At 65.5% G+C, this 26,572-nt stretch carries 23 protein-coding genes; 15 read left to right on the top strand and 8 right to left on the bottom strand.

Annotation, left to right across the window (positions count from 1 at the left end):
• The first annotated feature begins 277 nt into the window (after positions 1-277).
• From ubiA to ABC969_RS12190, 3 genes are read left to right on the top strand one after another with little or no spacing between them, the layout of a single operon-like run.
• Positions 278-1,198 carry a 4-hydroxybenzoate octaprenyltransferase gene (ubiA, locus tag ABC969_RS12200; protein ID WP_345865281.1) on the top strand — a complete coding sequence of 307 codons (921 nt, stop codon included), beginning with the start codon at positions 278-280 and terminating at the stop codon, positions 1,196-1,198.
• A 31-nt stretch (positions 1,199-1,229) separates the two neighbouring features.
• A complete protein-coding gene (locus tag ABC969_RS12195; RefSeq protein ID WP_345865280.1) occupies positions 1,230-2,576 on the top strand; it encodes a TldD/PmbA family protein in 1,347 nt (448 codons plus the stop codon).
• Complete coding sequence (locus tag ABC969_RS12190; RefSeq protein WP_345865279.1) at positions 2,569-3,366, top strand: 3'(2'),5'-bisphosphate nucleotidase CysQ; 798 nt, start codon at positions 2,569-2,571, stop codon at positions 3,364-3,366. Before ABC969_RS12195 ends, ABC969_RS12190 begins: the two co-directional genes overlap by 8 nt.
• Here ABC969_RS12190 and ABC969_RS12185 read toward each other — a convergent pair whose 3' ends face one another.
• A complete protein-coding gene (locus ABC969_RS12185; RefSeq protein WP_345865278.1) occupies positions 3,367-4,482 on the bottom strand; it encodes an aldo/keto reductase in 1,116 nt (371 codons plus the stop codon).
• Between the two features lie 80 nt (positions 4,483-4,562).
• On the opposite strand from ABC969_RS12185, the gene ABC969_RS12180 reads away from it, so the two are divergent.
• A complete protein-coding gene (locus tag ABC969_RS12180) occupies positions 4,563-5,207 on the top strand; it encodes a TetR/AcrR family transcriptional regulator (RefSeq protein ID WP_345865277.1) in 645 nt (214 codons plus the stop codon).
• On the opposite strand, the gene ABC969_RS12175 is transcribed toward ABC969_RS12180, so the two are convergent.
• Positions 5,204-5,920, bottom strand: coding sequence for a hypothetical protein (locus ABC969_RS12175; protein ID WP_345865276.1), 717 nt, complete (start codon positions 5,918-5,920; stop codon positions 5,204-5,206). The two genes, ABC969_RS12180 and ABC969_RS12175, sit on opposite strands and share 4 nt — an antisense overlap.
• 138 nt (positions 5,921-6,058) lie before the next feature.
• Positions 6,059-7,264 (bottom strand): toxic anion resistance protein, encoded by a 1,206-nt coding sequence (locus tag ABC969_RS12170; protein WP_345865275.1) that lies wholly within the window; start codon positions 7,262-7,264, stop codon positions 6,059-6,061.
• A 185-nt stretch (positions 7,265-7,449) separates the two neighbouring features.
• Between ABC969_RS12170 and ABC969_RS12165 the strand changes: the two genes are divergently transcribed.
• The 6 genes from ABC969_RS12165 (at position 7,450) to ABC969_RS12140 (ending at position 15,381) form a co-directional block, all read left to right on the top strand.
• Positions 7,450-9,834 (top strand): TonB-dependent receptor, encoded by a 2,385-nt coding sequence (locus ABC969_RS12165; RefSeq protein WP_345865274.1) that lies wholly within the window; start codon positions 7,450-7,452, stop codon positions 9,832-9,834.
• Positions 9,835-9,979: 145 nt separating this feature from the next.
• The gene (gene typA, locus ABC969_RS12160; RefSeq protein WP_345865273.1) at positions 9,980-11,821 is read left to right on the top strand and encodes a translational GTPase TypA; all 1,842 of its coding nucleotides are present in this window, start codon (positions 9,980-9,982) and stop codon (positions 11,819-11,821) included.
• Positions 11,822-12,097: 276 nt separating this feature from the next.
• A complete protein-coding gene (locus tag ABC969_RS12155) occupies positions 12,098-13,777 on the top strand; it encodes a catalase (RefSeq protein WP_345865272.1) in 1,680 nt (559 codons plus the stop codon).
• A gap of 48 nt (positions 13,778-13,825) precedes the next feature.
• Positions 13,826-14,428 carry an ankyrin repeat domain-containing protein gene (locus tag ABC969_RS12150; RefSeq protein WP_345865271.1) on the top strand — a complete coding sequence of 201 codons (603 nt, stop codon included), beginning with the start codon at positions 13,826-13,828 and terminating at the stop codon, positions 14,426-14,428.
• Positions 14,429-14,602: 174 nt separating this feature from the next.
• Complete coding sequence (locus tag ABC969_RS12145) at positions 14,603-15,016, top strand: hypothetical protein (protein WP_345865270.1); 414 nt, start codon at positions 14,603-14,605, stop codon at positions 15,014-15,016.
• Between the two features lie 89 nt (positions 15,017-15,105).
• Complete coding sequence (locus ABC969_RS12140) at positions 15,106-15,381, top strand: DUF3297 family protein (RefSeq protein WP_345865269.1); 276 nt, start codon at positions 15,106-15,108, stop codon at positions 15,379-15,381.
• A gap of 59 nt (positions 15,382-15,440) precedes the next feature.
• Here the strand turns inward: ABC969_RS12140 and ABC969_RS12135 are convergent, their stop codons facing one another.
• Entirely contained in the window at positions 15,441-16,241 is an 801-nt protein-coding gene (locus ABC969_RS12135; RefSeq protein WP_345865268.1) for a LytR/AlgR family response regulator transcription factor, read from the bottom strand.
• Positions 16,238-17,374 carry a sensor histidine kinase gene (locus tag ABC969_RS12130; RefSeq protein WP_345865267.1) on the bottom strand — a complete coding sequence of 379 codons (1,137 nt, stop codon included), beginning with the start codon at positions 17,372-17,374 and terminating at the stop codon, positions 16,238-16,240. The genes ABC969_RS12135 and ABC969_RS12130 overlap by 4 nt, the downstream gene beginning before the upstream one ends.
• Positions 17,375-17,444: 70 nt before the next feature.
• Here ABC969_RS12130 and ABC969_RS12125 point away from each other — a divergent pair, with 70 nt between their 5' ends.
• On the top strand, positions 17,445-18,041 hold the full coding sequence (locus tag ABC969_RS12125; RefSeq protein ID WP_345865266.1) for an HD domain-containing protein: 597 nt from the start codon (positions 17,445-17,447) through the stop codon (positions 18,039-18,041).
• Here ABC969_RS12125 and ABC969_RS12120 read toward each other — a convergent pair.
• The 3 genes from ABC969_RS12120 to ABC969_RS12110 all read right to left on the bottom strand — a co-directional run bounded on the left by ABC969_RS12120 (position 18,038) and on the right by ABC969_RS12110 (position 20,491).
• A complete protein-coding gene (locus tag ABC969_RS12120) occupies positions 18,038-18,238 on the bottom strand; it encodes a DUF1289 domain-containing protein (protein WP_345865265.1) in 201 nt (66 codons plus the stop codon). The two genes, ABC969_RS12125 and ABC969_RS12120, sit on opposite strands and share 4 nt — an antisense overlap.
• A 2-nt stretch (positions 18,239-18,240) precedes the next feature.
• Positions 18,241-19,806: a DEAD/DEAH box helicase gene (locus ABC969_RS12115; protein WP_345865264.1), complete on the bottom strand. Its 1,566-nt coding sequence runs from the start codon at positions 19,804-19,806 to the stop codon at positions 18,241-18,243.
• A 214-nt stretch (positions 19,807-20,020) separates the two neighbouring features.
• The gene (locus ABC969_RS12110; RefSeq protein WP_345865263.1) at positions 20,021-20,491 is read right to left on the bottom strand and encodes a hypothetical protein; all 471 of its coding nucleotides are present in this window, start codon (positions 20,489-20,491) and stop codon (positions 20,021-20,023) included.
• 78 nt (positions 20,492-20,569) lie between these two features.
• Here ABC969_RS12110 and ABC969_RS12105 point away from each other — a divergent pair, with 78 nt between their 5' ends.
• From ABC969_RS12105 to uvrA, 4 genes are all read left to right on the top strand, one after another.
• Positions 20,570-22,018, top strand: coding sequence for an FAD-binding oxidoreductase (locus tag ABC969_RS12105; RefSeq protein ID WP_345865262.1), 1,449 nt, complete (start codon positions 20,570-20,572; stop codon positions 22,016-22,018).
• Between the two features lie 54 nt (positions 22,019-22,072).
• Positions 22,073-22,852: a SapC family protein gene (locus tag ABC969_RS12100; RefSeq protein WP_345865261.1), complete on the top strand. Its 780-nt coding sequence runs from the start codon at positions 22,073-22,075 to the stop codon at positions 22,850-22,852.
• 5 nt (positions 22,853-22,857) lie between these two features.
• A complete protein-coding gene (locus ABC969_RS12095; RefSeq protein ID WP_345865260.1) occupies positions 22,858-23,415 on the top strand; it encodes a cytochrome b in 558 nt (185 codons plus the stop codon).
• A gap of 167 nt (positions 23,416-23,582) precedes the next feature.
• Entirely contained in the window at positions 23,583-26,477 is a 2,895-nt protein-coding gene (uvrA, locus tag ABC969_RS12090) for an excinuclease ABC subunit UvrA (protein WP_345865259.1), read from the top strand.
• The last annotated feature ends 95 nt before the right edge of the window (positions 26,478-26,572 follow it).

The following is a 26,572-nucleotide window of genomic DNA, read 5'->3' as shown; positions in this document are numbered from 1 at the left end:
AGGGGGGGAAGCGTCACATCGGCACCGTTAGCCCCCCGCGCCGCCGCTGGCAAAGCGGCGCCCGCGTGTCGCGGCGCGCGGGCGGGGAACGGCATCATCGAAACGCTGTCCTACAAGGGCCGTTTTCGCTACGCTCCGGCATCATGAACGCCAGCCTCCCCACCGCGCTTGCTCACGCACCCGTCAAAACCCCGCCAGCGTCTCAACAGTGTCAACATTCGCGCGCGGCGAGCCGCACCCGCGTCTCAACATTGTCAACATTCGCGGGTCTTGCCGCATGACCGCCCCCGCCGTGCCGACTCCGGATACCGAGCATCGCGGTCTGGTCGGCGCGCTTCCCGCGCGTGTCCGCCCTTTCGCGTTGCTGGCGCGGTTCGATCGCCCGATCGGCTGGTGGCTATTGTTCTGGCCCGGTGCCTGGGCGGTCGCGCTCGCCGGCGGCGCGATCGAGCGCTGGGATTTGTTGTTGTGGATGCTCGCCGGCGCGATCGCGATGCGCGGTGCGGGCTGCGTCTATAACGATATCGTCGATCGCGATCTCGATGCGCAGGTCGCGCGCACACGCAGCCGGCCATTGCCGAGCGGCGCCGTGTCATTGAAAGCCGCCTGGGCGTGGCTGGCATTCCTCAGCCTGATCGGGCTCGCCGTGCTGCTGCAATTGCAGCTTTATGCCGCGATCGTGGCCGTGCTCAGCCTCGCTTTGGTCGCCGCCTATCCCTTCATGAAGCGTATCACCTGGTGGCCGCAGGCGTGGCTCGGGCTGGTGTTCAGCTGGGCGGCGCTGGTCGGGTGGAGCGAGGTGGCGGGCGCGCTGACGCTGCCCGGCCTGCTGCTCTATGCCGGGTCGATCGCCTGGGTGATCGGGTATGACACGATCTATGCGCTGCAGGATCGCGAGGATGATGCGCTGATCGGCGTGCGTTCGTCGGCGTTGCGCATGGGCGCGCGGGTGAAGGCCGGCACGGCGATTTTCTATGCCATTGCGCTGGCCTTCTGGGCCGCCGCCGTCTGGCTGGTCCGCCCCGATGTCCTCGCGTTGCTCGCCTTGGCCCCGCTGGCGCTCCACCTCGGCTGGCAGATCGCCACGCTCGCCCCCGCCGATGGCGCCAATGCGCTGCACCGGTTCCGCAGCAATCGCGTCGCCGGCCTGCTCATGTTCGCCGCCTGCCTGGTGGTCGGCACGGCATCCACGCTTTGACCTTCGCCGCCCGCATACCTAAGTCCGCTCGATGCTGACCACCGAACAAGCGCAGATGCGCGCCGCCGATATCGTTGCCCTCGCGACCGCCGCCGGCGCCGACGCCGCCGATGCCGTTTTCGCCGCTGATACGGCGCTCGACGTCTCCGTCCGCCTCGGCGCGCTCGAAGATGTCGGCCGCTCGGAAAGCGCCGAGCTTGGTTTGCGCGTCTTCGTCGGCAAGCAATCCGCCAGCGTCTCCACCTCCGATCTGTCGGTCGATGCGCTTGCCGCTCTGGTCGATCGCGCCATCGCCATGGCGCGCGAGGCGCCGGAAGACCAATGGGCCGGGCTCGCCCCGCAGGAGCGGCTGCTGCGCGGTGCCCCGCCGCAGCTCGATCTCGATGATGGCGGCCACGTCGAGCCCGCCGCCTTGAAAGAGGCTGCATTGGAGGCAGAGGATGCTGCCCGCGCCGTCCCCGGCGTCACCAACAGCGAAGGCGGCGGCGCGTCCGCCTCGCGCAGCATCTGGGCGCTGGCCACCAGCCACGGTTTTGCCGCCGCGTATGCCGCCACCGGTTACGGCATCTCGGCCAGCGTGCTGGCGGGGGAGGGCGGATCGATGGTCCGCGATTATGATCATCATGGCGCGCGTCATCGCAACCGGCTGATGTCGCCCGCCGACATCGGCCGCGGTGCTGGCGAGCGCGCCGTCGCGCGCGTCAATCCCGGCACGATCAAGAGCGGCGCGATGCCGATCGTGTTCGATCCGCGCGTCGGCTCCTCGATGCTCAGTCATCTGATCGGCGCAATCTCGGGCGCGGCGATCACGCGCAAGACGAGCTTCCTGCTCGAATCGCTCGGCAAGCGCATCTTCGCCGAGGGCGTCACGATCAGTGATGATCCGCATCGCCCGCACGGGCTGCGCTCGCGCCCGTTCGATGGCGAGGGGCTGCCCGTCTCGCCGACCGAATTCGTCTCCAACGGCATGCTGGAGACGTGGCTGCTCGATAGCGCTTCGGCGCGGCAATTGGGGCTCGAGCCGACCGGCCATGCCGCGCGCGGCGTTGGTGGCAATCCCGGGGTGGCCACTAGCAATCTGTTCATGGCGGCGGGGCATGTGCCGGTGGAAACGCTGCTCGGTGATATTGCTGACGGCATTTACGTCACGGAAATGCTCGGCGGCGGCGCCAATGGCGTCACCGGCGATTACAGTCGCGGCGCGGCGGGCTTCCGCATCGAAAATGGCGAACTCACCACGCCGGTCGCCGAATTCACCATCGCCGGCAACGTGAAGGATATGTTCCTGGCGCTGACCCCGGCCAACGATCTGGAATTCCGTTATGGCTCCAACGTGCCGACCTTGCGCATCGATGGGATGACCGTCGCGGGTGCCTGATCCGGCCCCGGAGCTGGCGCCGGATCTGGCGGACGCCATCGCTGCCATCGCCGCCGAGGCCGGCGCGCTCGCGCTGGCGCAGTGGCGCACCGATTTCGCGCGCTGGGAAAAGGCCCATGGCGAGCCGGTCTGCCAGGTCGATCTGGACGTCAATGCCTTGCTCCGCGCCCGGCTCGAAGCGTTGCTGCCAGACGCCGGCTGGCTGTCCGAGGAAACCGCCGACAATGCCGATCGCCTCCGCGCCGATCGCGTCTGGGTGGTCGATCCGATCGATGGCACGCGCGATTTCATTCGCGGTCGCCCGGGCTGGGCCATTTCCGTCGCTCTGGTCGAGCATGGCCAGCCGGTCGTCGCCGTGCTCGATGCCCCGGCGCGCGGCGAAGTGTGGCGCGCGGCGGCAGGGCAGGGCGCCACGCTCAACGGCCAGCGCATCTACGCCGGCGATCGCCGCGATTTCCCCGGCGCGCGCGTCCCGACCGATGCCTTGCCCAAGATCGACAGCGATCTCGTCGCGGTCGACAAGCCCAATTCGATCGCGCTGCGCATTGCCATGGTCGCCGCCGATCGCGCCGATCTCGTCGCCACATTGCGCTGGGGCCACGAATGGGACATCGCCGCCGCCGTGCTCATCGCATCCGAAGCCGGTGCCGCGGTCAGCGATGCGCTCGGCCAGCCGCTCGCCTTCAACACGCCGAGCGCGCAAGCCTTCGGCGTGCTGATCTCCACCCCCGGCATCCATGACGCCGGCATCGAGCGGCTCCGCGAACGCGCGCAGCGGCTGTCGCGCTGATTATGCCGCGGACATCCGCCCGCGCACCGCGCTGCCGCCGAACACCACGTTGCGGCGCATCTCGGGCGAGAACAGCCCATAGATCATCGCCGCCGCCGGCACGCTCGCCGCATCCAGCGCGGCGCGATGCTCGGCTGCCAGCAGCAGATCAGTCGCGGCGATATTGTCGTGCACCTGTTCCACCCGGCTCACCCCCATCAGCGCGGTGTCGACGCCCGGCTTGCCCAGCACCCAGGCCAGCGCCACCCGCGCCGGCGTCTCGCCAATCGCCTCGGCCACGCCGCGCAGTGCCTCCACGATGTCCCAGTTGTGCGGCGTGAACAGCATGTCGCCAAACGGATTGGGCCCATCGAGCCGCTTGTCTCCCTCGGCGCGCGGCGCGCCGTCCGCGGCATCGCTCGGCAAACCGCCGCCGCGCGGCGCGCCCGCCTCCACCGTCGCCCGGTCATATTTGCCGGTCAGCAAACCGTATGCCAGCGGGCTCCACGGCATCATGCCCAGCCCCATGTCCAGCGCCAGCGGGATATGCTCCGCCTCCACCTCGCGGGCGACGAGTGAATAGAAATATTGCAGCGCAATCGGCCCCGGCTTGCCCTGCAGCGCGGCCAGCGTCGCCAGCCGTGCGACATACCAGGCCGGCGCGTTTGACAGCCCCCAATACCGGATCTTCCCCGCCCGCACGAGCGCGGCCATCGTCTCGAGCAATTCCTCCGGCGGCGTCACCGAATCCCACACATGCACCCAGTAGAGATCGATATAATCGGTCTTCAGCCGCCGCAGCGATCCCCCCAGCGCGGCATGGATATGCTTGGCGCCGTTGCCGCCGGCATGCGGCCCCTGGCCCGCGGCAAAGCCCGCTTTGGTCGCCACGACAAGGCTGTCGCGGATACCGCGCTCGGCAATGATCGCACCGAGCATCTCCTCGCCTCGCCCGCCGGCATAGACATTGGCGGTATCGACCAGATTGCCCCCCGCCGCGACATAGGCATCGAACACCGCCGCCGCCGCCGGCTGCTCCATCCCCCAGCGCGCCACGCCGAACGTCATCGTGCCCAAGGCCAGCGGGCTGACCACCAGCCCGGAGCGGCCCAGCGTGCGATAATCGGTAAGCGCCATGACGAATCTTCCATAGTGATCGATATGGAAGCCCTGTCGGCCCATTGCCGGCGATCGTCAATCGTTATATATCGATCGCTATGAAAGCTCTCGCACCATCGGCCATGTCGGCCGAGCGCCCACGCACCGGCCGTCCGCTCTCGTTTGATCGCGCAGCAGCGCTCGATGCCGCGATGCATCTGTTCTGGCGTCACGGTTACGAAGCGACCTCGATCACCGAACTCACCCGCGCAATGCGCATCACCCCGCCCAGCCTCTACGCCGCGTTCGGCGACAAGCGCCGGCTGTTTCACGAAGCGGTCGATCGCTATATGGGCGGCGGCGACGCGGTGCCCGCGCTGATCGCGGCCGCGCCCAGCGCGCGCCAGGCGACGCGCGACCTGCTCACTGCTGCCGCAATCGGCGACACCGGCGAGGATACACCGCCCGGCTGCCTGCTCGCCAGTTCGATCGTCAGCAGCTCGGCGGCGGCGGCGGATGTGCGCGAAACGGTGGCCGCGATCCGCCGCGAGATCGAGGCCTTGCTCCGCGCGCGGATCGAGCGGGACGTGGCCGCGGGCCGCTTGCCCCCGGGCACCGATGCGGAAATGCTCGCCGCGCATGCCATGGCGGTGGTGCAGGGCATGTCCACCTTGGCCAAGGACGGGGCGGGGCGGGGCAAGTTGTTGCGCATCGTCGAGGGCGCGATGGCCGGTTGGCCGGGCGAACCCAGCGAGGTGGCCTAGGACGGTGTTCCGCCGAGCCCATCGCCCTGATATTTGATCTCGAGATAGCGCCCGCGCGTCGCCAGCAGGTTGAGATCGCCCTCGGCCAGCTGTGCCGACATGCCCGCGATCTGCTCGTCGATCACCTTCAGCCCATCGGCCAGTTGTGCATTTGGCGTCTTGCCGTTGCGCTCCACGCCGCGCAACGCGGCCGGCACGCGCGCATAGCCCTTGAGCAGTTCGGGTAGTTGTTCGCCGACCAGTTTGCGGACTTCCGCCGCTGCCGGTTCGCGCTCGTCCAGCGTGGCCAGTTGCGGTGCCAGTCCTTCGAGCCGCGCGCCGATCCCGTCGATCAAGGTCTGCGCCGGCGCGGGCAAGGCCGGGCGTTGTGTCTCCAGCCATTGCTCGGTCTTCAGTGGCAACGCTTTAAGCGGCACCTGCGCCAACGCTTCGGGTTTTAGCTGCGGCGTCAGCGGGAAGATCGCCAGGATCAACGTCGCCGCGATCAGCGCCGCCATCACCAGCATCGCGCCGCCAATGCCCAGCGGTATGATCCACCCGACCACCAGCGCGGCAACGAGGATCGCTGCATCCGCCGCCGCGATCCGGCCAAGCCGCGTGATGATCTGCGTGCCCTGGCGCTTGCGTCGCCTGGCGCTCAGCGACGCAGCGCGCTCGCGCGTGCGATCGAGATATTCGCTGCTGCGCGCGATCTGGCGATCGACATCGGTCATGACCCTGTCCCGTCATCCCCGCGACGGCGGGGATCCATGGTATCGAGCGCCTGGGCGCTGAACGCACGATCAGCCCGTGACCCCCGCCGTCGCGGGAATGACGGATACGTTTTCGACCGAGCAGCGTTTGCCGTCACCTCACAGCGCCTCCAGCTTGAACGTCTCCGCGCCCGCGCCGGCATTCTGCGTCGCGCCCTCGGCGCGCGCGATATAACCGCGCGATTTTTCCACCTCGTTGCCGAGCGTGTTGACCGTCGTCTTCATGCTGTCGAGCGCTTTCAGCTTGAACGTGTCGATCGCATCCATCGTATCGTAGATATTCTGGAACGCGCGCTGCAGCACCTCGATCGGGATCGTCGCGCTGGCCGCTTGCTCGTGGATCGTAGCGGTCTGGCTTTTGAGCAATTTGCCTGTTGAATCGATGATGTTGGCGGTCGTCGTGTTGAGCGCGGTGATCTGTTCCAGCACCAATTTCTGGTTGGTCAGTGCCTGCGCCACGGTCACCGCGGTGCGCAGCGCCGATACAGTGGTGGTGGAGGCGCGATCGACGCCCTTGACCAGCTCGACATTGTTCTTCTTGACCAGATCGAGCGCCAGATAGCCCTGCACCGTCACGGCCATCTGCGTCAGCAAATCCTGCGTGCGCTGGCGGACATAGAATAGCGCGCTTTCGCGGATCGCCTTGGCCTTGGCGGGATCGGTGTGATCCAGCTCATTGGCCTTGTCCTCCAGCTTGGCGTCCATTTCCTTGGAAAGCACGATCATCTGCTCCAGCCGCCCCATTGCGCTCCACAGATTGGCGCGCTCCACGTCGATCGCGGCATTGTCCATCAGCAGCTCGTCCTTGCCGCTGGTCAGCGATTTCAGGATCGAGGCGATGTGCGTCTGCGAGGATTTGTAGCTGTCGAAATAATTGCGCAGGCCCCCGCCGAACGGGATCAGCCCGAACAGCTTTTTCGGCGCGGTGAGATTGCCGCGCTTGCCCGGATCGAGATCCTCGACGGTGCGGCGCAATTCGGCGAGATCCTTGCCGACGCCGGTTTCCTGATCCATCGCCCGCGTCGGCCGATCGAGAAACCGGTTCGATTGCCCCGCAGCCTCGCGGATTTCCTTCTGCCCCATCGCGCTGATCGCATCGACGCGCTTGCCGAATTCGGGCGAATTGACGTCCTGCGCGACGAGATCGTCGATGAACGTGTCGACGCGCTTTTGCAGTTCGCTGCGCTTGGCATCGTCGACCGGCACCAGCCCGACCGCCCTCTCGGCCGATACCACCGGCACCGGATCGGGCGGGGTCAGCACCAGGCTCTGGTCTGCAATCGCAGTATCGGAAGCGGTCGCCATCGTCGGGATCTCCGGAACAATTGAGCCCGATTTTGGGCGCGAATGCCCATGCGTTCAAGTGTGTTATTCAAATAACACGCAAAATGACGGCCGCTCACATCGAATTGTAACATAAACTGCATCAAACCGACGCGAAGTCGCAATGCATCCCGCCTAGCTGCGGCGCAGCAAAACAAAGGGGATTTATGACAAACCTGTTCGTCCGCGGCAGCATTGCCGCGTTGCTCACCTGCGCGTCCAGCGTGGCCATGGCGCAAGCCAATATCCAGCCCGATCAGGAGCTGGGCAGCGATGATATCGTCGTGACCGCGCAGAAGCGCGAACAGCGGATCGAAGACGTGCCGCTCACCGTGACCGCCATTACCGGCGCGCGCATGGCCGATCTCGGCGTCAACTCGCTCACCGAAGTGGCGATGTATATCCCCGGCCTGCGTATCCAGGAGCAGAGTGCGAACAATCCCGGCTTCGTCATCCGCGGCATCACCTCGGATAACGGTTCGTCGCAGCAGGGCGCGCGCGTCACGCTCTATTATAACGGCGTGGATATTTCGCGCTCGCGCGGCGCTTATCAGGATCTCTACGATCTCGAGCGTGTCGAGGTCGTCAAGGGGCCGCAAGCGACCTTGTTCGGCACCGCCGCAGCGGTTGGCGCGGTGTCGATCATCTCGGCGCGCCCGCAGCCGGGCACGTCGGGCGGCATTACCGCCTCTTATGGCAATTACGATCGCACGCAGGTCTCGGGCTTCCTCAACGCCGGCAATGACGTGCTCGCCGGGCGCCTGGCCTTCGCGTACAAATATCGCGACGGCTATGTCCCCAACATCGCCGGCGATGGCAAGATTCCCAATCAGAATCAGGGCCGCGTCGATCAGGACGATCTCAATGGGCAGGATCAGCGCGGCATCCGCGGGTCGCTGCATTTCGCGCCATCGGACAGTGTCACGGCCGATCTCGTGCTGACGTATGATGGTCAGCGCAATCCCGGTACCGCTTTCAAGAGCCGTGCCTTCGCCCCCACGGGCGGGCAGACCGGTGATTATGGCAATGCCGAACTGTCCGGCTCGCCGTTCAGCCAGGAAGTGCTGGGTGATCGCAAACTTGGCCTCAAGCGCAACGTATATGATGCGAACCTGACCGTCGCGATCGATGTCGCGCCCGGCGTCACCTTCACCACGGTCAATGGCTATCGCCGCTTTGATGCCAATGAAGTGTTCGATGCCGATGGCGGCCCCGCTTGGTATCTCGAATTCGCCGAAGACGCGAAGGGCGACCAATGGAGCCACGAAAGCCGCTTCAACTTCACGGGGGACACGCTGCGCGCCTCGTTCGGCTGGAACGCGTTTTTCGAAAACGGCTATCAGCGCGTGCCCTTCTCCACCGAAGAAGGCACGTATCTGGCCTGCTCGGTAAATGCCGCTTATGCCCCGGTCCGCGCCGCGCTTACCGCGCAGGGCATCCCGACCGGCACGGGCTGCGTTGCCGCCAACGGCACCATCCCTGCCGCGACCCGCGCCACCGGCGTACTGAGCGGCGGTCGTTTGACGCAGCTGCCTTATGCCTCGGTGTTCAGCAATTTCGGCAATAACGATACCTATTCGGTGTTCGCCGACGCCACCTGGACGCCGGTGCCAACGCTCGAACTCACCGCCGGTGCGCGTGTGCTGATCGAGGATCGTCAGGCGGGTTACAGCTCGGTGCAGCCCAATTCGGTGCTGCTCGCCGGGCTCGGGATCAACACCAGCCTGCTCGGCACGGCCAATACCGGCGGCCGCAAGTTCGAGGCGGAGCGTAGCTTCGCGGCCTTCCTGCCGCGCTTCAACGCGCTGTACCGCATCACTGATCGCGTGAATATCTACGGCACGATCAGCAAGGGCCGCCGCTCGCCGGTGGTGCAGCTTGCCGCCCGCGCGGCTGGCGCCACCGTGGTGCCAAATCTGCAGATCATCCCCGAAGAAGTGGTGTGGAATTACGAAGGCGGCATCAAGGGCAATGTCGGCGCGTTCACCGGGTCGCTCGGCGTGTTCTACCAGCGCTATGACGGGTTCCAGTTCTCCGTCACGTCAAACGGTACGACCACCACGCAAAGCGCCAATGCCAAGAATTTGGGCGTGGAAGCGGAGGGCAATCTGCGGCTCGGCCAGATGGTCTCGCTGTTCGGTAATTTCGCTTATATCGATGGCAAGCTGAACGAAGACGCGGCCTTTGGGGTCTATTCGGGTGATCGTTTCCGTCTCCAGCCTAAGATCACGGCATCGGGCGGGATCAACGTCCGCGTGCCGCTGAACGACAGCGTCTCATTCTATGCCGTTCCTTCGGCGACCTATCAGAGCAAGGTGTTCTTCGAACTGCCGAACAACGACGCGATCAGCCAGGGCGGCTATACCCTGGTCAACGCCCGCGCCGGCGTCGAGTTCGCTGAGGGCCGCTACCGCCTCGGCGGCTTCGTCCGCAATGCGACCAACGAACGCTATCTGATCGATGCCGGCAACACCGGCGGCGGCTTTGGCGTGCCCACCTACATCTCGGGCGAACCGCGCATGTACGGCGTGGAAATCGGCGCCAAATTCTGATCGCGCCAACACGGTGAACAGGGCAGGGCGCGCCGGCGGACCACGCTGGCGCGCCCTGCTCGTTTGCCCCGCCCTTGTTGCGCCGCGACAATTGCGCTAGGGGCGCGCCCACCACCTTCCCCAAGCTAAAGCACCGGATATACTCATGGCCCTCCGCAATGTGGCGATCATCGCGCACGTCGATCACGGCAAGACGACCCTCGTCGATCAGCTGTTCCGTCAGTCCGGCACGTTCCGCGACAATCAGCGCATCGAAGAGCGCGCAATGGATTCCAACGATCTCGAAAAAGAGCGTGGCATCACCATTCTCGCCAAGCCGACCTCGGTCGACTGGACCCCGCCGGGCGAAAGCGAGAGCATCCGCATCAACATCGTCGACACGCCCGGCCACGCCGATTTCGGCGGCGAAGTCGAACGCATCCTGTCGATGGTCGACGGCGTCGTCCTGCTGGTCGATTCGTCGGAAGGCGCCATGCCGCAGACCAAGTTCGTCACCGGCAAGGCGCTGGCGCTGGGCCTCAAGCCGATCGTCGTCGTCAACAAGGTCGATCGCTCGGATGCGCGCATCCAGGAAGTGCTCGACGAAGTGTTCGATCTGTTCGTGTCCCTGGACGCGAACGACGAGCAGCTCGATTTCCCCGTGCTCTATGCCTCGGGCCGTAACGGTTATGCCTCGACCGATATGGACGCGCGCGAAGGCACGCTGATCCCGATGTTCGAGACGATCGTGAAGCACGTGCCGCCGCCCGCCGTGGAAGTCGCCGGCGTGCCGTTCACGTTCCTCGTCACCTTGCTCGATCGCGATCCCTTCCTTGGCCGCATCCTCACCGGCCGCGTCAATTCGGGCGTGGTGAAGACCAACCAGGCGATCCACGCGCTGGATAACGATGGCAAGATCATCGAAACCGGCCGCGCCTCCAAGATCATGTCGTTCCGCGGGCTCGATCGCGTGCCGGTCGACGAAGCCAAGGCGGGGGACATCATCAGCCTCGCCGGCCTGACCGTCGCCACCGTGGCCAATACCATCGCCGACATCACGGTGACCGAGCCGCTGCACGCCCAGCCGATCGATCCGCCCACGCTGTCGATGCGGTTCGCGGTGAACGATTCGCCGATGGCCGGCCGCGAAGGCACCAAGGTGACCAGCCGCATGATCCGCGAGCGCCTGTTCCGTGAAGCCGAATCCAACGTCGCCGTGAAGGTCACCGAAGCCGCCGACAAGGACAGCTTCGAAGTCGCCGGCCGCGGCGAGCTTCAGCTCGGCGTGCTGATCGAAACGATGCGCCGCGAAGGTTTCGAGCTTGGCATCTCGCGTCCGCGCGTGCTGTTCGGCGAAGACGAGAACGGCAACAAGACCGAGCCGTACGAAACCGTCATCATCGACGTCGATGACGAACATTCGGGCACGGTCGTCGAGAAGATGAACATCCGCAAGGCCGAGATGACCGATATGCGTCCCTCGACCGGCGGCAAGACGCGCATCACCTTCTCCGCGCCGTCGCGCGGCATGATCGGCTATCACGGCGAGTTCCTGTCGGACACGCGCGGCACCGGCATCATGAACCGGCTGTTCGAGAAGTACGGGCCTCACAAGGGCAAGATCGAAGGCCGCAAGAACGGCGTGCTGATCTCCAACGGCACCGGCGAAGCCAATAATTACGCGCTGGGCCCGCTCGAAGAGCGCGGCATCTTGTTCGTCGGGCACGGCGAGTCGCTGTACGAGGGCATGATCGTCGGCGAGAACGCCAAGCCGGACGATCTCGAAGTCAATCCGATGAAGACCAAGGCGCTGACCAACTTCCGCGCGAGCGGCGGCAAGGACGATCAGGTCCGCCTGACGCCCCCCAAGCGCGCCACGCTCGAGCAGGCGATTGCCTATATCGACGATGACGAGCTGGTCGAAGTGACGCCCAAGTCGATCCGGCTGCGCAAGCGTTACCTCGACGCCAACGAGCGCAAGCGCGCGAGCCGCGCCAAGCAGGCGTAACGCGGGCGGGCCGGGCCAGCCGCAGCGCACGCTGCGGCGCGCCAAAAGGCCCGGCCAGCCTCGCTCGGGCGAGGACTGACGGCGCGGCTTTGCCGCGCCGTTTTCGTGTGTGCGCGGCGCCCGCCCTCCGTGATCGAGTGCGGCATTGGCTGTCATCGAGAGAGATCACTTAGCGAAACGCGGTGGATCGTCCACAGGCCCGCCCTGGCCGCCATGTTGGCGTGCCGCGTGCCCCGAACGGGGCCGAAGCTTTACAGGTCTACAGGGGAAGCCGACATGTTCAACCGCCACACCTATTCCGTTCTGGGAACGATGACCGCGCTCGCGCTGCCGCTCGCAGCGCAGGCGCAAAGCGCCGCCTCGACCCAGGTCGAAACGCGGATGACGACCGTTGCCCAGCCTCTGCCCGCCAGCAAGCCGCTGGCGGCACAAGCGGGCGTCGCCGGCACCGTTGACGCAAAGGGCGATGCCGCCAGCGCTGCGGCGCCGCAGTTCACCCGCGACAATGGCGCGCCGGTCGGCGAAAACCGCCACTCCAAGACGGTCGGCGATCTCGGCCCGGTCTTGCTGGAGGACAGCCATCTGATCGAAAAGCTCGCGCGCTTCGATCGCGAGCGTATTCCGGAACGTGTCGTTCATGCCCGGGGCACCGGCGCGCACGGCGTGTTCACCGCCTCCGCCGATCTCGGTGACATCACGCGCGCCTCGCTGTTTGTGCCCGGTAAGCAGACCCCGACGTTCGTGCGCTTTTCGACCGTGATCCATCCCTCGGGCAGCCCGGAGGGCATGCGCGATCCGCGCGGCTTTGCGGTGAAGTTCTATACTGACGAGGGCAATTGGGATCTGGTCGGCAACAGCCTGCCGATCTTCTTCATTCGCGATGCGATTCAGTTTCCCGATATGATCCATTCGCTCAAGCCCTCGCCGATCACGAACAAGCAGGATCCGAACCGCTTCTTCGACTTTTTCTCGGCTACGCCCGAAGCGACCAACATGCTGACCCAGGTCTATTCCAACCTCGGCACGCCCGCCTCGTACCGGACGATGGACGGCAATGGCGTCCACGCCTTCAAGCTGGTCGACAAGAATGGCGAGACGGTCTTCGCCAAGTTCCGCTGGATCAGCCACCAGGGCGTCAAGAATCTGAACGGCGCGGCTGCGGCAAAGGCGCCGTTCAATTACCTGACCGATGATCTGTATACCGAGATCGCCGCCGGCAATTTCCCGACCTGGGATCTGATGGTGCAGACGATGAAGCCGTCCGAGTTCGCCAAGCTGAGCTACAACCCGTTCGACGACACCAAGGAATGGCTAGACGTGCCGTTCAAGAAGGTCGGCGAGATGGTGCTGAACAAGGTGCCCGACAATTTCTTCGAATTTACCGAGCAATCCGCGTTCGCGCCGTCGAATATGGTGCCCGGCATCGAACCGTCGCCCGATCGCATGCTCCAGGGGCGGCTGTTTTCCTATGCCGATACGCAGCGTCACCGGCTCGGCGCCAATGCGCTGTCGCTGCCGGTCAATCGTCCTCTCGTGACGGTGGTCAACAACAACCAGGACGGCCAGCTCAACCATGGCAACCGCAAGGCGGATGTAAACTACTTCCCGGCGCAGACCGCGCAGAAGACGACCGATGCTCAGTATCGCCAGTCGGCCTATGCCGTCTCCGGCATGGCCGACGTCAAGCCGATCTCGAAGACCGACAATTTTGCGCAGCCGGGCACGTTTTATCGCGCGCTGTCGGCGGCGGACAAAGCGGACCTGATCGCCAATCTGGCGGGCGACCTCAACGTCGTCACGTCGGCGCGGACCAAGACGATCATGGTCAGCTATTTCTATCAGGCCGACAAGGACTATGGCACGCGGCTCGCGCAGGCGACCAACGTGCCGCTGGCCGAAGTGACCCGCGCCGTGGCGGAATATCGCGCCGCCACCGCCAAGCTCGCGACCCGCTGAGCGATCGGCCGGGCCCCGCCGGGGTCCGGCCGTTTTCGAGGAAATACCATGCTGCACTATTTTTTCGCGGCGCTGCTGGCGACGGCGCCCGCCCAGGCGTCCCCCGTCCCGCTGTCCCCCGTCCCGGCGTCCCCCGTCCCGGCAAAGCCCGCCCCGGCCACCGCGCTGCCCTCGCCCGAGCGTCGTCAGGAATTACTGTTCGATGCCGCCAGGCTGGGCCGCGCCGATCTGATCGCGCCGCTGGTCAGGACCGGCGCCAACATCAATGCGCGCGACGCACGCGGTTTTACCGCGCTGATCCTGGCGGCCTATAACGCGCATCCCGATACGGTCGAGGCGCTGATCGCGGCCGGGGCGGATGCGTGCCTGCCCGATCGTGATCAGGGCAATACCGCGCAGATGGGCGTCGCGTTCAAGGGCGATGACGCCATCGCCGCCCGCTTGTTGCTGGCCGGGTGCGATGTGAACGTGCGCAACAGGGCGGGTCAGACCGCGCTGATGATGGCGGCATTGTTCGCGCGGCCCAAACAGATCGAAATGCTGCTCGCCGCCGGTGCGGATCGCACCCTGGTCGATGCCGCCGGCAGGTCGGCAATGGCGGTAGCCGCGGCCCAGGGCAGCGACGCGACGGTGCGGTTGCTCGGCCACTAGGCCGTGCCCAATCCGATTGCACGGCCTCTTCCCCAAGGTCAGGTGAATGCTTCATAAATGCCGCATTCCGGGGCCGTTCAGGCCGACTCGGCTAGCCCCTGGAAACAAGCTCGGTGGGTCACGCGTTATCGGACCCAACGCGAACAAGGGCTTGCTGGCATGAGGAGTATGAACATGAACAGCTTGATGAAGAAAGCGGGTTTGGGCGTCGCGCTCGCCGCGACGGCCCTGACCGCGTCGGCGCCGGCCGAGGCGCAGCGCTATCGTGGTGGCTGGGGCGGCGGTTATGGTGGCGGTTATGGTCGCCATCACGACAGCACCGGCCCTGCGCTGGTCGCCGGCATTGCCGGTCTGGCGATCGGCGCCGCGATCGCGTCGAATGGCCGTGATCGGTACCGCGACGATTATTATCGTGGCCGCGGCTTCCCGCGCAATTACGATTATAACTATTATAATCAGCGCGGTTACTATCCCAATGATGGCTATTATGCGCAGCGCTTCCGTGGGCGCGGTTACGGCGGTTGCCGGGTCGAGCGCCGCTGGGATCCCTATTATGGGCAGCCGGTGCGCGTGCGCGTCTGCTACTGATCATTTGACGCTAACGATACGGCGCCGGAGCGATCCGGCGCCGTTTTCGTGTCTGGCGTCGGCGGGAATTTTACGCCAAAGGGCGAACCATGACCGATACGCCCCCAGACCGCCTCTCCTCCAACCCGCGCAGCCCGTTCTTCGATGAAGACAAATTGGCCCGTGGCATCGGCATCCGCTTCAAGGAGCGCGAGCGCAATGACGTCGAGGAATATTGCCTGTCCGAAGGCTGGATCCGTGTCGCGCTCGGCAAGAAGGTCGATCGCAAGGGCAATCCGCTGACGATCAAATATAGCGGCCCGGTTGAGGCCTGGTACGAGCGCCCCGCCGACGGCGATGCGCCAGCGCAAGACGCAGAAGCTTAACGGCCACACCGCACTTCCCCGGCGAGGGCCGGGGAAGCCCTATCGTTGCCAGCCAGCCCTCAGTGTACGAACCGCGCCACCACGTCGCGGTAGCTGCGCGACACCTTCACCTGCGCGTTCGATTGCAGCACCAGGAAGCATTCGCCATTGGTGTGCGGCTTCACCTCTTTGACCAGGTCGAGATTGACGATGGTCGAGCGGTGCACGCGCTGGAAGCGGCGCGGATCGAGCCGTTTCTCCAGATCCTTCATCGTCTCGCGCAGGATCAGCGTGTTGTCGCCGGTATAGATGCACATGTAATCGCCCGCCGCATCGATGCGCTCGATCGTGTCGACATCGACGCGGAAGATCTGCCCGCGATCCTTGATGTTGATGAGCTTCTCGAAGCGGTTGGAGGAGACCTGCTCGCCGCCTTCGCCAAGCTCTGTCACCGTGTCCGGCGCCACTTCGGCCAGCACTTCCTTCAGCCGGTCGACTTCCTCCGCGCCGCGCTTTTCGCTCAGCCGCAGCCGCACGCGGTCGAGCGTGTCGGCGAGGCGCGATTCATCCACCGGCTTCATCAGATAATCCACCGCCTGCGCCTCGAACGCCTTTAGCGCATGATCGCTATAGGCGGTGACGAACACGAACAACGGCGGCTCGACCTCCATCAGACCCTGCACCACCGAGAAGCCGTCAAAGCCCGGCATCTGGATGTCGAGGAAGACGAGATCGGGTTTGTGCGTCTTGATGCTGCGGATCGCCTCGCGGCCGTTTTGGCAGCGATCGATGATCTCGACATCCTCGTGGGCGGCGAGGCGGAGTTCCAGGCCCTGGATCGCCAGCGACTCGTCATCCACCAAAATCGTTCTAATCGTCATGCAACCTCTCTTGCCAACCCTCTCGACGCATCGTCGAGCTGGAACGGAATTTCGATCTCGACCTCGAAGCCGCCATCCGGGCGGCTTCGCGCATCAAAGCTGTGATCCGGCCCGAACGCCTGCGCCAGGCGTTCTCTGATATTGGCAAGCCCGACCCCGGTTGAAAGGCTTGGACGTGCTTTCATTTCATGCAAGCCCGGGCCGGTGTCGGATACGGCGATCTGCACGCGATCTCCGGCGAGCCGCGCGGTAACGCGGATTTCGGCGCCTTCTTCCTTGGGCGTGACGGCATATTTGATCGCGTTTTCGACCAGCGGCTGGAGCAGCAGCGAGGGCAATTGCGTCTTCTCGACGCGCGGATCGATGTCGAACACCGGGCGCAGCCGCTCCTCGAAGCGCATCTTTTCGATCTCGAGATACAGTTTCAGCGTCTCCACTTCCTGCGCCAGCGTCACGTTCGCGGTCGCCTCGTTGGCCAGCGTGTAGCGCAGGAACGAGGAGAGGCGGCTGAGCATCGTATTGGCGCGCTCGGTCTGTTTCAGCAGCACCAGCGTGGAAATCGAATTGAGCGTGTTGAACAGGAAATGCGGGTTGAGCTGATAGCGCAGCATCGCCAGCTGCGCGGAGCTCGCCTGGTTGCCCAGCGTCTCCAGCTGATCGATCTGCTCCTCGACGATCAGGTAGAAATTGATCCCGAAATACAGCGCCGACCAGCCCGCCAGCACGGTGAAGCTCAGGAATACCGTGCCCAGCACCAGGTTCAGGTTGAGCCCGGGATTGTCGAGCTTGATGAACGAGAAGGAGAAAGCGTTGAGCACCGAATACAGCAACGTCGCTGCCGCCAGCGTCAGGATCGTCAGCAGCACGCCGCTGATCCGCGGCAGCCGGCGATACACGCCGTACAACGTGGAGAGCAGCAAGGTGATGCAATAGCCGACGATCGATTCGATGATCACCGGGATCAGCACTTCCAGCGACGGGCCGTTGGAGATGCTGGAAACGCTGCGCAGGATCAGATAGCCGCTCCACCCCGCCGCCTGCAGCGTCCAGAACGCGCGGCTCTTCTCCTCGAAGAAGGGGCGGGAAAAGATGTCGGGCTTTTTCAGCGCGTGTACGGGAAGGGGCGTGGGCATCGGGCCAGCCTTACAGCGGCTGACAAGGCAGCGCAAAGCGCGCTATGGTCGTCGTCATAGGAGAGACGCCATGAACGCACCGCAAGACCGGGCACAGTTCACCGCCATGACCGAGGGCACGCAGGAAGATTGGCGGCTGATCAGCGGCCATTTCATGCAGTTTGCCAGCAAGCTGCCCGATCGCGTGCTGACGCATCTGAAATTGCTCGATGGCGATTATGGCGGCTTCCCGGTCGATCGGCTCGAACATTCGCTGCAGACGGCCACGCGCGCGCATCGCGACGGGCGCGACGAGGCCTATGTCGTGATGGCGCTGCTGCACGATATCGGCGACACGCTCGGCAGCTATAACCATCCCGAGATCGGCGCGGCGATGCTGCGCCCGTTCGTGTCGGAGGAAGTGCACTGGATCGCCAACACGCACGGCGTGTTCCAGGGCTATTATTTCTTCCACTATATCGGCGGCGATCGCGATCTGCGCGAAAATTATCGCGGCCACCCGCATTTCGAGGCCTGCGCGGAATTCTGCGAGAAATATGATCAGGCGGCGTTCGACCCGCATTATGAAAGCGCGCCGCTGGCCTTTTTCGAGCCAATGGTCGGGCGCGTGATGTCGCGGCCGATCAACAGCATCTATGCCAAGGCGGCGGCGGAAGCGGCGGTCTAGCGGCGCTGCGCCGCCGGTCGCCGCGCGGGCAGCGCCGCCATCACCGCGGCGCGCCATTCGGGCGTGCCGCTGCTCCAGCCGCCGATCTCGTCCAGCGAGCGCCAGCATCCGGTGCACAGGCCCTGCGCATCGATCTTGCAGATATTGATGCACGGGCTCTCGATCTGCACCACCGGCACGGTCTCGACCCCGTCCATGGTCAGTCGACGATCAGCCGCGCGTTGAGGAAGCTCGGCATCGGGCCGTTCCAGCCGCCATCATCGGGCGCATCCTGCTGCTGATAGCGCGGCGGTGGCGCATCGCTGCGCGGCGGGCGGCTGTCGCGCGCCGGGCGCGGGGCGCGCTCTTCGCGGGCTGGTCGTTCCTCACGCGCGGGACGCTCCTCACGGGACGGGCGTTCGTCGCGGGCAGGACGCTCCTCACGTGCCGGGCGCTTCTCGCGCTCGGGCCGTGGTGTGCGGGCCGGGCGTTCCTCGCGTGGCGCCCGCGCCTCGCGCGCGGGCGGCGCTTCCGGCTCGATCGGTGCGGCCACCGGCGCGCTGCCGCGCGCCGCCGGGCGACGCCGCGCGCGGGGGCTACGCTCCTCGCGTGGTGCGTCCGCCGCGGGCGCGGCCCCATCCGCCGTATCGTCCGCCGTCTCCACCGGCGCATCGGCCGCAGCATAGCGCTCGATCTTCATGCCGGTCAGTTTTTCGATATTGTCGATATTCTCGGCATCGTCGGGCGTCACCAAAGTAAACGCCACGCCCGTCGCGCCGGCGCGCCCGGTGCGGCCGATGCGGTGGACATAATCGTCCGGATGCCACGGCGCATCGAAGTTGAACACATGGCTCACGCCCTTGATGTCCAGCCCGCGCGCCGCCACGTCGCTCGCCACCAGGATGTTGACGTCGCCCGCCTTGAACCGGTCGAGCTCGGCGATGCGCTGCGATTGCTCCATGTCGCCGTGGATTTCCGACGAGCGAAAGCCCAGTTTCTGCAGCGATTTGTTGAGCTCGCGCACCGTCGTCTTGCGGTTGGAGAAGATGATCGCGGTGGTCACGTCCTGCGCGCGCAGCAGTTGCGTCAATTTGTCGCGCTTCTTGGCGCTCGAAACAGGCACCACCCACTGCTTGATATTGACGTTGGCGGTCGCCGGGCGCGCCACTTCGATCGTCTTGGGGTTGGACAGGAACTTGTCGGCCAGCTTCTTGATCGGCGGCGGCATCGTCGCCGAGAACAGCAAAGTCTGCCTCGTCTTGGGCAGCTTGGTGCAGATTTCCTCGATATCGGGGATGAAGCCCATGTCGAGCATGCGATCCGCCTCGTCGATGACGAGCAGTTCGCAGCCGTTGAGCATGATCTTGCCGCGCCCGAACAAGTCCATCAGCCGCCCGGGCGTCGCGATCAGCACGTCGACGCCCTTTTCCAGCGCCTTCTGCTGATCGCCCATCGACACGCCACCGATCAGCAGCGCCATGCTCAGCTTGTGATATTTGCCGTATTTCTCGAAATTCTCGGCCACCTGCGCGGCCAGTTCGCGCGTCGGCTCGAGGATCAGGCTGCGCGGCATGCGCGCGCGGCTGCGGCCTTCGCCCAGAATGTCGATCATCGGCAGCACGAAGGCGGCGGTCTTGCCCGTCCCCGTCTGCGCCACGGCAACCAGATCGCGCATCATCAGCACGGAGGGAATCGCGCTCGCCTGGATCGGCGTCGGCTCGGTATAGCCGGATTCGCCGATGGCTTTCAAAAGCGGGTCGGAAAGGCCGAGATCGGCGAAGGTCATGCAGTATCCGGATGTAAAGGGCAGGGGAGAAGCCGCCATGCCAACCGGCAGAGCGCTTGCGGATTAAGGGCCAAATGTCAAGATAAACGGCGTTTCGGGGGGTGCGCCACCGCCGTCATCCCAGCGCACGCTGGGATATCAGGCGGCACAGGGCGGGCAGGAGCGCCATCAGACCCCAGCGTTCGCGGGGGTGACGGCGGCGGTGCGTCCCGCCCTATTTCTTCGGCTTCAGCTTCTTGAACGAGGAGATCGGGCACGCGCCGCCCGATCGCGCGCGGATCACGTCGCGCTTGCCGCACAATTGCCCGTCGGGCGTCTTGCGCAGATACATCCCGCCATAGAAATTCAGCGCCTTGCAATCGTCATCCAGCTTGGCGCGCAGCATCGTGCCATCGGTCAGCAACAGGTCCACGCTGTTTTTGCGCGTCACCCCGGTGCCCGCCAGCCGCTCGATCGGCACGCATTTCGGCCCCTTTTTTTCCGACACGCGCGGGCCATCGTCCGGCATGGGCAACGGCCGGCTGACTGGCGCCACCTGGCGCTGCGTGCGGATGATGATGCGCTGGCGGATGGTCATCTGCGTCATGCCCCAGCCGCGCGGCGGCGGCGCGGCGCCACGCGGCGGGGACGCCGGCGCCGGCGCGACGAGCATCAGCAGCAATAAGGAGGGGAGGGGATTCGCCATCGATGCCCCATGGTACGCGAAACGTTTGAACGCGCGATGAATTTGTCACCGCTGCTGCCGCCGTGATAGTCGAGCGGCATGAACCCCGCGCAATCCCGCCTGCTCCACGCTGTCCGCGCCGCGCTCGGCGACAAGGTGGTGATCGATGATCCCGCCGCGATCGAGCCCTGGCTGCACGATTGGCGCGGCCGCTATCACGGGCGCACCGCCGCGATCCTCGCGCCGGACAGTACCGCCGCGGTCGCCACGATCGTCCGGCTCGCCGCCGAACACCGCGTGCCGCTCGTGCCGCAAGGCGGCAACACCTCGATGGTCGGCGGCGCCACCCCGCCGGCAGATGGCAGCGCGCTGATCCTCTCGCTGCGCCGGCTGAACCATATCCGCCAGGTCGATCCGGCGGCCAATCTCGCCATCGTCGAGGCGGGCGTGATCCTCGCCGATCTGCACGATGCCGCGCTGGCGGCAGGCCGCCGTTTCCCGCTCACGCTTGGCGCGCGCGGCAGCGCCACGCTTGGCGGGCTCGCCTCCACCAATGCCGGCGGCACGCAGGTGCTGCGCTTCGGCACGATGCGCAGCCTCGTCGCCGGGGTCGAGGCGGTGCTGCCCGATGGCCAGATCCATGACGGTCTCACCGCGCTCAAAAAGGATAATCGCGGTTACGATCTCGATCATTTGCTGGTCGGTGCGGAGGGCACGTTGGGGGTGATCACCGCGCTCGCCGTGCGGCTCGTGCCAGCGATCGCCGCGCGCGCGGTCGCCTGGGTCGGCCTGGCCAGCCCGCACGCCGCGCTGGCGCTGCTGCGCCAGTTGGAAGCCGCGACGCAGGCGGTCGAAAGCTTCGAACTGCTGCCTGCGGAATCGCTCGCCGCGGTGCTGCGTCACATCCCGGCCACGCGCGCGCCGCTCGCCGGTCTGCATCCCTGGCACGTGCTGATCGAGGCCGTGACGACGGATCCCGCCGCCGAGCCCCCCGCGCAGGTGCTCGAACGCCTGCTCGCCCCCGCGCTCGCCGCCGACCTGGCCGCCGATGCGGTGATCGCGGCGAGCGAGGCGCAGGCCGAAGCCTTCTGGCGCATCCGCGATTCGCTGTCCGAATCCGAACGCGCGCTCGGCCCCGCCGCGCAGCATGACATTTCCGTGCCGGTCGCGCGGATGCCCGATTTCATGCTCGATGCCGCCGCCGCCTGCGATGCGCGTTTTCCGGGTACGCACGCCAGCGGCTTCGGCCATCTGGGGGACGGCAACGTGCATTTTCACGTCCGCGCCCCCGCCGGCATGGATCCGGCGCATTGGTATGGCGATCTCGCTCCCGTGGTCACCGCCTTCGTCCACGATCTCGTCACCGCGGCGGGCGGCTCGATCTCGGCTGAACACGGCATCGGCCAGATGAAGCTGGCCGAGCTGCAACGGCTCGCCGGGCCTGCGCGCATGGCGGCGCTGCGGGCGATCAAGAGCGGGCTCGATCCGCACAATCTGCTCAATCCCGGCAAATTGGTCGCGCTTGCGCGGGCGCCCGCCACGCCATAGAGCGACACACCTGTATGCCGCCGGGGGGGCGGCCTTTTGTCGATGGAGATACCGATGGCCAGCGCGCCGCAGAACGTCCAGCTCCCGCTTTTCTACAAGGCGCTCGAGCCTCTCTCGTCCGAGGTGCATGCCAATTTCAAGGTCCGCGAGGCGACCAGCGCGCCTTTCGTCGTCGGCCAGCATGCCGTGCCCGTCACGGTCGAGGAATTCCCGCTGGTGCAGCGTCACATGCCGATCGTCTTCACGCTGGGTGACGATGCCGTGCCGATCGCGCTGATGGGCATGAACGAGGGCGTCAACGTGTTCTTTGACGATGAAGGCCGGCTCAACGATCCGACGATCTATCTGCCCGCTTATATCCGCCGCTATCCCTATCTGCTCGCCAAGCTGCGCCCCGATGCGCAGGAATTGTCGCTGTGCTTCGATCCCACCACCGAAACGCTCGGCGCGTTCGAGGATGGCCGCCCGCTGTTCGAGGATGGCAAACCGACCGAAATTGTGACTAATATCCTGAGCTTCAACGAGTCGTTCGAGGAAGCCGGCGCGCGCACCGGCAATTTCATGAACGATATCAAGGAAATGGGCTTGCTCATGGATGGCGAGATCTCGATCCAGCCGGATGGCGCAGCACAACCGTTCATCTATCGCGGCTTCCAGATGATCAACGAAGAGAAGCTTGCTGATCTTCGCGGTGATCAGCTGCGCAAGATTCACAAGAACGGCATGCTGCCGCTGATCTATGCGCATCTCTTTTCGCTGTCGCTGATGCGCGACGTGTTCGGCCGCCAGATGGCGCAGGGCAAGCTGCCCACGCCCGAACTGCAGCTGCAGTAGGCGCGATGGCCGGCGCGCTGCTCCATGCCGAACGCTACCACCGCGTAGCGATCTGGTTTCACTGGAGCATCGCGCTGTTCGTGCTCGCCAATCTGGCGCTCGGGCTGCTGCACGAAAATCTGTTCGATGGGCTCGGCTGGGTCATGCCGGTGCACAAGTCGATCGGGCTCACCGTGCTGGCGCTTACGCTCGGGCGTATCGCCTGGCGCCTCACGCATCGCCCGCCGCCGTATTCGACGGGCATCGCGCCGTGGGAGCGGACGGTCGCGGGGGGCACGCATTTCCTGTTCTACGCGTTGATGCTGGCCTTGCCGCTCAGCGGCTGGGCGATGGTCTCGGGCGCGGCCAAGCGCCGCCCGCTCGATTTCTTCGGTCTGTTCGACGTGCCATACCTGCCGGTCGGCCCGTCGGTCGGCAGCGCCGCGGGCAACGCGCACGGTCTGCTCGGCTGGGTCATGCTGGCGCTGGTCGTGCTCCACGTCGCCGCCGCGCTGCGCCATCACTACGTGCTGCGCGATGCCGTGCTCGGCCGCATGGTCCCCGGCCTGCGCGGCCGCGGCTAGGAATAGCACTCCCCCACCGTCAGCAGCGGCATGACCGCCAATTGCGCTGACGATATTTCATCATCAGTCGGCTGCGAGACGGTCTTGCGCCGCGCTGGCGAAAGCCGCGCACCGTCCCTATTTGCAAGGACTAGCCTCGAAATCAGAACAGAAGTAGAACTCCCGGCATGCTGACTCATATCTCCGTGCGCGGCGCGCGCGAACATAACCTCAAGGATGTCTCGATCGACATCCCGCGCGATACGCTCACGGTGATCACCGGCCTCTCCGGCAGCGGCAAATCGAGCCTCGCCTTCGATACCATCTATGCCGAGGGTCAGCGCCGCTACGTCGAATCCTTGAGCGCCTATGCCCGCCAGTTCCTCGAGCTGATGCAGAAGCCCGATGTCGATCATATCGAGGGCCTGTCGCCCGCCATCTCGATCGAGCAGAAGACCACCAGCCGCAATCCGCGCTCGACCGTCGCGACGGTCACCGAGATCTACGATTACATGCGACTGCTGTGGGCGCGTGTCGGTATCCCGTACAGCCCCGCCACCGGCCTGCCGATCGCCGCGCAGACCGTCAGCCAGATGGTCGATCGCGTCCTGGCGCTGCCCGAGGGTACGCGGCTGTATCTGCTCGCCCCGGTCGTGCGCGGCCGCAAGGGCGAGTATAAGAAGGAGCTGCTCGAATGGCAGAAGGCCGGCTTCACCCGCGTGCGCATCGACGGCGAGATTTACGAGATCGACGAGGCGCCGGCGATCGACAAGAAATACAAGCATGACATCGAGGTGGTGGTCGATCGCCTGGTGGTGGGCGAGGGCGTCGCCACGCGCCTGGCGGAGAGCTTCGAGGCGGCGCTGAAGCTGGCGGAAGGCCTCGCTTATGTCGATCCGGCCGATCCGGTCGAGGCGCATACGCCCAAGCAGGAAGTGCTCGGCGACAATGCGCCGCCGGGGCGCATCGTGTTCAGCGAGAAGTTCGCCTGCCCGATCAGCGGTTTCACCATCGCCGAGATCGAACCGCGCCTCTTCTCGTTCAACGCCCCGCAAGGCGCGTGCCCGGCCTGCGACGGTCTGGGCGAAAAGATGCTGTTCGACGCCGATCTCGTCGTCCCCAATCACGCGCTCAGCATCAGGAAGGGCGCGGTGTTCCCCTGGGCCAAATCCAACCCGCCCAGCCCCTATTACATGCAGGTACTGGGCAGCCTCGCGCGCGAGTTCAGCTTCGATCTCGACGCCGCCTGGGCCGATCTGGACCCGCAGATCCAGGACACGATCCTCTATGGCACCAAGGGCAAGCCCGTCACGCTGACCTTCATCGACGGCAAGAAGTCGTATGACGTCAAGAAGCCGTTCGAAGGCGTGATAGGCAATCTCAACCGCCGCCTGATGCAGACCGACTCCGCCTGGATGCGCGAGGAACTGAGCAAGTACCAGTCCAGCGCCCCGTGCGAAGTGTGCCACGGCGCGCGGCTCAAGCCCGAGGCGCTCGCGGTCAAGATCGGCATGCGCGACATTTCCTCGGTCACCCGCCTCTCGGTGGTCGATGCGCTCGCCTGGTTCGAGCAGGTCCCCAGCCAATTGGGCGACCAGCAGAACGCCATCGCCGAACGCATCCTGAAGGAAATCCTCGAGCGGATCGGCTTCCTCAACAATGTCGGGCTCGATTACCTCAACCTCAACCGCACCTCGGGCACCTTGTCCGGCGGCGAATCGCAGCGCATCCGCCTCGCCAGCCAGATCGGCAGCGGCCTGTCGGGCGTGCTGTACGTGCTCGACGAGCCCAGCATCGGCCTGCACCAGCGCGATAACGACATGCTGCTCAAGACGCTCCGCCGCCTGCGCGATCTCGGCAACACCGTGCTCGTCGTCGAACATGACGAGGATGCCATCCGCACCGCCGACTATGTCATCGACATGGGGCCGGGGGCAGGGGTGCATGGCGGGCAAGTCGTTGCCCAAGGCACGTTGGAAGAAGTGCTCAACACCGAGGGCAGCATCACCGCCGACTATCTAATGGGCCGCCGCGAAGTCGCCGTCCCCAAGACCCGCCGCAAGGGCAACGGCAAGAAGCTCACCGTGCACAATGCCGTCGCCAACAATCTCCGCGGCGTCACCGCCAGCCTGCCGCTGGGCACCTTCACCTGCATCACCGGGGTCAGCGGCAGCGGCAAATCCAGCTTCACGATCGACACGCTCTATGCCGCCGCCGCGCGCGAGCTGAACGGCGCGCGCATCGTCCAGGGCAAGCATGACAAGATCACCGGGCTGCAATATCTCGACAAGGTGATCGATATCGATCAGTCGCCGATCGGCCGCACCCCGCGCAGCAACCCCGCCACCTATACCGGCGCCTTCACGCAGATTCGCGACTGGTTCGCCGGCCTCCCCGAATCCGCCGCGCGCGGCTACAAGCCCGGCCGCTTCAGCTTCAACGTCAAGGGCGGCCGCTGCGAGGCGTGCCAGGGCGATGGCCTGCTCAAGATCGAGATGCACTTCCTCCCCGATGTCTATGTCACCTGCGACGTGTGCCACGGCGCGCGCTACAATCGCGAGACGCTGGAGGTGAAGTTCAAGGGCAAGAGCATCGCCGACGTGCTCGATATGACGGTCGAGGATGCGGTCGAATTCTTCAAGGCGGTGCCGCCGATCCGCGACAAGATGGCGATGCTGGTCGAGGTAGGCCTGGGCTATGTCAAGGTCGGCCAGCAGGCGACGACGCTGTCGGGCGGCGAAGCGCAGCGCGTCAAGCTCGCCAAGGAACTCTCCCGCCGCGCCACCGGCCAGACGCTGTACATCCTCGACGAACCCACCACCGGCCTGCATTTCGAGGACGTGCGCAAGCTTCTCGAAGTGCTCCACCAGCTGGTCGAGCAGGGCAATACGGTGGTGGTGATCGAGCATAACCTGGACGTCATCAAGACCGCGGACTGGGTGCTCGATCTCGGGCCGGAGGGCGGCGTAAAGGGCGGCGAGATCGTGGCCCAAGGCACGCCGGAGCAGGTGGTGAAGGTCGCGGCGAGCTTTACCGGGCGGTATTTGAAGCCGTTGTTGAAGTCGAAGGCAGCCGCCGCCTAATTCCTCCCCGAGCTTGTCTCGGGGAGGGGGACCGCTCGGCGCAGCCGAGTGGTGGAGGGGTAGGGCGCCAACCTTGACGCCCGCCCCAACGCTCC

The sequence above is a fragment of the Sphingomonas qilianensis genome, from assembly GCF_039614825.1.
Taxonomy (GTDB): Bacteria; Pseudomonadota; Alphaproteobacteria; order Sphingomonadales; family Sphingomonadaceae; genus Sphingomonas; species Sphingomonas qilianensis.
The sequence above is the reverse complement of the archived record's forward strand: the minus strand, read 5'-3'. Positions and strand labels throughout refer to the sequence as shown.